The sequence below is a fragment of the Thermoanaerobaculia bacterium genome (genome assembly GCA_018057705.1).
Classification (GTDB): Bacteria; Acidobacteriota; Thermoanaerobaculia; order Multivoradales; family JAGPDF01; genus JAGPDF01.
This window is the reverse complement of the sequence record JAGPDF010000164.1, coordinates 1-3,652: the sequence shown is the minus strand read 5'-3', so window position 1 is coordinate 3,652 and position 3,652 is coordinate 1. Positions and strand designations below refer to the sequence as shown.

Here is a 3,652-nt window from a genome sequence, read left to right as displayed (position 1 = left end):
GCTGGCGAACCCCCTCGAAAGTCCCCGATCACGCCGCGCGCCGCGAGTGCCTGCATCACGGCGTAGCCGTCGCCGGTGAAGCGGTAGGAAACCTGGCTGCCGCGAAGGGCGCCGTCGCGCGGCGAGACGAGCTCGAAGCCCAGCCCGGCGCAACGGCTCTCGACGCCGACGATGAAGCTCTCGGCGAGCGCCAACGACTTGGCGCGCAGCGCCGGGACGCCGCCGAGCGGCTGCGCCGCGAGAACCGTGTCCACGCCGCATTCGAGCGCCGCCAGCTGAAGTACCGGCGGGGTGCCGCACTGGAATCGGGCGATGCCCGCCGCGGGCCGGTAGCCGGGCGCAAAGTCGAACGGGGCGGCGTGGCCGAACCAGCCCTGGAGCGGCTGCTGGACGCGCTCGACGTGCCGCGGGTGCGCCCAGACGAAAGCCGGAGCTCCCGGCCCGCCGTTGAGGTACTTGTAGCCGCAACCGACCGCGAAGTCGGCCGCGCTGCCGTCGAGATCGACCGGCACGGCGCCGGCCGAGTGTGCCAGGTCCCAGACCGTGACGGCACCGGCGGCGTGGGCGGCGGCGGTCGTCGCGCCGAGGTCGTGCATGCGGCCGGTGCGATAGTTGACGTGGGTGAGGAGCAGCACGGCGACACGCCGGTCGAGCTGCGCGAGAAGCTCGTTCTCTGCGACGAGCACGAGGTCGAATCCGCGCTCGCCCGAAAGAGACGCAGCGACGTAGAGGTCGGTGGGGAAGTTGCTGCGCTCGGAGAGTACGACGCGGCGCTCGGGTGAGGTGGCGCGCGCGAGGTCCAACGCGGCGCTCAGGGCCTTGTAGAGATTGATGGATGTCGAGTCGGCGACCACCAGTTCGCCGGCACCGGCTCCGACAAGGTGTCCGATCTTGTCGCCGACCCGCTGGGCGAGCTCGATCCAACCAGCGCGGTTCCAGCTGCGCACGAGTCCCTCTCCCCATTCCACTTCGGTCACCTCGCGCAGCCGGGCGGCGGTCGTTCGCGGCAGCGCGCCCAGAGAGTTGCCGTCGAGGTAGATGAGCCCGGGCGGGAGGTCGAACTGGTCACGGAGCGCGGCGAGCGGGTCTTGAGCGTCCAGGGCACGAGCGCGATCGCGGGTCACGGCGAGGTCACTCCCTGCCGGCGCGGCGGACCAGCACCAGAAGGCCCCAGCCCAGAGTTCCGGTGATCGTCAGCAGGAGGGCGTACGGCAGCAGCGCCGCCCGCTCGACGGTGTCGAAGACGCGGAGGAGGACAGGACCGGGAGTGGCCGCCGCGGTGACCGTCGACTCGGCGAGCTCCGGGAGCGGTGGGAGGAAGGGGAGACGAGCGACCAGCCAGACGCCCAGGAGAGCCGCGTTGACGCGCGGATGGTTCCAGGCCGGATCGAACAGCAGCGCGACGGAGGTCTCCGTGCGCGCCGGTCCGGCGACCTCGGCGAGCGCCGTCTGGGGAATCGCGGTGCCCAGCGTGTTGACCGCGAGGCCGCAAACGACTGCGGCGAGGATCCAGCGCCGGTGGCCGCCGCGCCGGGCGCGCTCGGTGCGCGAGAGCGCGACGGCGAGGAGCGCCGGAGCGAGTGCGGCGAGCAGGTGGCGCGGTCCCCAGGAGGCGTCGCACCACTGTTCGAGTCCGGCGAACGGCACGATCAGGCTGGCGGCGGCAAAGAGCGCGAAGCGGCCGGTCCGGCGATCGGTGACGGCGCCGCGAAACGCCCGCCAGAGCCCGATGAGCACCAGAGGTGCAAACAGGACCAGGCCTTTGTTGAGCGACAGGAGGAAGCCGTGGACATGGATCAGCCACTCGATCGGGGAACCGGCGAACGCGATCGGTCCCCGATCGAGCCTCCATGCCCCCACAAGGGCGAGCCCTGCGAGGATCGCGGCCACGGCGTAAAAGCCGGGCTTCGGATCGACGCGCCGCTCCGTGCCGCGGCGTTCGGCGGCGCACCAGGCCAGCCACAAGAGCACGGGCAGGAGAAGGCGGCCGCTGGGAGCGAGCAGGAGGATGCCGGACGAGGCGAGGAGGAGCCCGAGGTCGCGGGCCGGCGAGCGCAACCGCGTCGGGCCGATGGCGAGAAAGCCCGCTGCGAAGAGGAGGAGCGCCGGTCTGATCTCGCCGGGAACGAAGGCGTAGGGCAGCAGCGGAGTGGTGAACAGGGCAGCGAGCGCCATCGCCAGGCCGTGCCGCCGCAGCCCCGTCGCGCGCGCCACCCAGAGAGCGAGGAGGGTCCCGAGCGCGGCGGCTTCGGCCTGAGCGAGGAGACTTGCCGGCACCGCGCCGGTCGGGCTGCCCGAAACCAGCACCAGGCAGAGTCCGCAAAAGAGCGCCCCGCTCCAGGCCCGTTCCGAGGTGCGCAGGCGGGCGACGAGAGCGTTCATGATCCAGCTGAATCTACTGCGATTCGCTCCCCAGGGGGAGTCGCTCGACGACGACGACCGTCAGGTCGTCGGCGAGCGGCTCTCCGCCGACATGGCGTTCGAATGCGGCGAGGATCGCGTCGTGCGACCGCACCGCGGCGCCGCCGGCGGCGAGCGCTGCACGGAGGCGATCGAAGCCGAAGGCCTGCCCGGAGCGATCGACGCCCTCGAAGAGTCCGTCGCTGAACAACAGCAGGAGGTCGCCGGGCGCAAGATGGAGCCGCCCGCTGGCCGGTTTCACCGTCTCGCGCATGCCGAGGGGGAACGATCCCAGGGCGGGCTCTTCGATGGTGCCGTCGGCTCGCCGGAGCAGCGGGAAAGGATGGCCGGCACAGACGTACTCGACGTCGCCGGTCGCCGGGTCGAGCAGGGCGTAGAAGAGAGTGAGGAACGAGCGCCGGTCGCCGGTGCGCCAGATGGCGCGCTGCAGCAGGGTCGAGACGGCGACAGGCGTCGGATCGAGCTCGAGCGCGATATGCAGGGTCGCGTCGGCGATCGCCATCAGCAGCCCCGCCGCCATGCCGTGGCCGCTGGCGTCGGCGACGACGATCGCCATCCGGCCGTCGGGCAGGCGCTGAAACTGGTAGTAGTCGCCGCCGATGTCGTTGGCGGTGCGCGACGAATGGGCAAAGGCGTAGCCCGGCAGATCGGGGCTCGCCTTGGGCAGCAGCTCGCGCTGGAGCTGGCGGGCAATCTGGATCTCGTCGCGCACCAGGACGCGGTCGACCATCTCGAAGGCCAGCAGGAGGAGCAGCAGCACGATCGCGACTACGAAGAAGAGACTCGATCCGCCGAGACTGCCGTGACGATCCCCGTCCACCCAGCTGATCTGCGGGTCGATGATCCCGACGACGGCGGCGAGGATCGCGATCCCGAAGAGCAGCCGGCGGCGTGGCGAGAGCTTCTCGGAGAGGCTGAGGAAGAGAAGCTTCGCGGCACGTAAATAGCGCTTCACGCCCGCGACGTTCTCGACCTGCGCTTCGCGGTCGCGCATCAGGACCGAATACGCCCCCTTGGCATCGCGGTCGAAAAGCCGCCGCAACTCCTCGCCCGACAAGCCCCGGGTATAGTTGAGGAGGAAGGTCTCGGTCCGCGTCCAGGCCGACGGCCGCTTCGCCTGCGTCTGCTGGCGTCTCACACCCTGATCTTACGTCCGCCGGCCTCGGGAGTTGCCGTCCGCCGGGGGGGCGGAGCCCCGGGGAAGGGGGACGACGGTTCGATAGGCTCGACA

At 71.1% G+C, this 3,652-nt stretch carries 3 protein-coding genes; all 3 read right to left on the bottom strand.

Annotated features, from left to right (window positions below; genetic code table 11):
• A partial coding sequence (gene kynU / locus KBI44_21655) for a kynureninase (GenBank protein MBP9147093.1) occupies window positions 1-1,124 on the bottom strand: 1,124 nt, incomplete at its 3' end.
• A gap of 7 nt (window positions 1,125-1,131) precedes the next feature.
• The gene (locus KBI44_21650) at window positions 1,132-2,382 is read right to left on the bottom strand and encodes a hypothetical protein (protein ID MBP9147092.1); all 1,251 of its coding nucleotides are present in this window, start codon (window positions 2,380-2,382) and stop codon (window positions 1,132-1,134) included.
• A gap of 13 nt (window positions 2,383-2,395) precedes the next feature.
• Complete coding sequence (locus KBI44_21645; GenBank protein MBP9147091.1) at window positions 2,396-3,559, bottom strand: serine/threonine-protein phosphatase; 1,164 nt, start codon at window positions 3,557-3,559, stop codon at window positions 2,396-2,398.
• Between the last annotated feature and the right edge of the window lie 93 nt (window positions 3,560-3,652).

Excerpts from the sequence above, each read along its gene's own strand:
- KBI44_21650 (MBP9147092.1), bottom strand. The coding sequence starts at position 2,382 with ATGAACGCTCTCGTCGCCCGCCTGCGCACCTCGGAACGGGCCTGGAGC.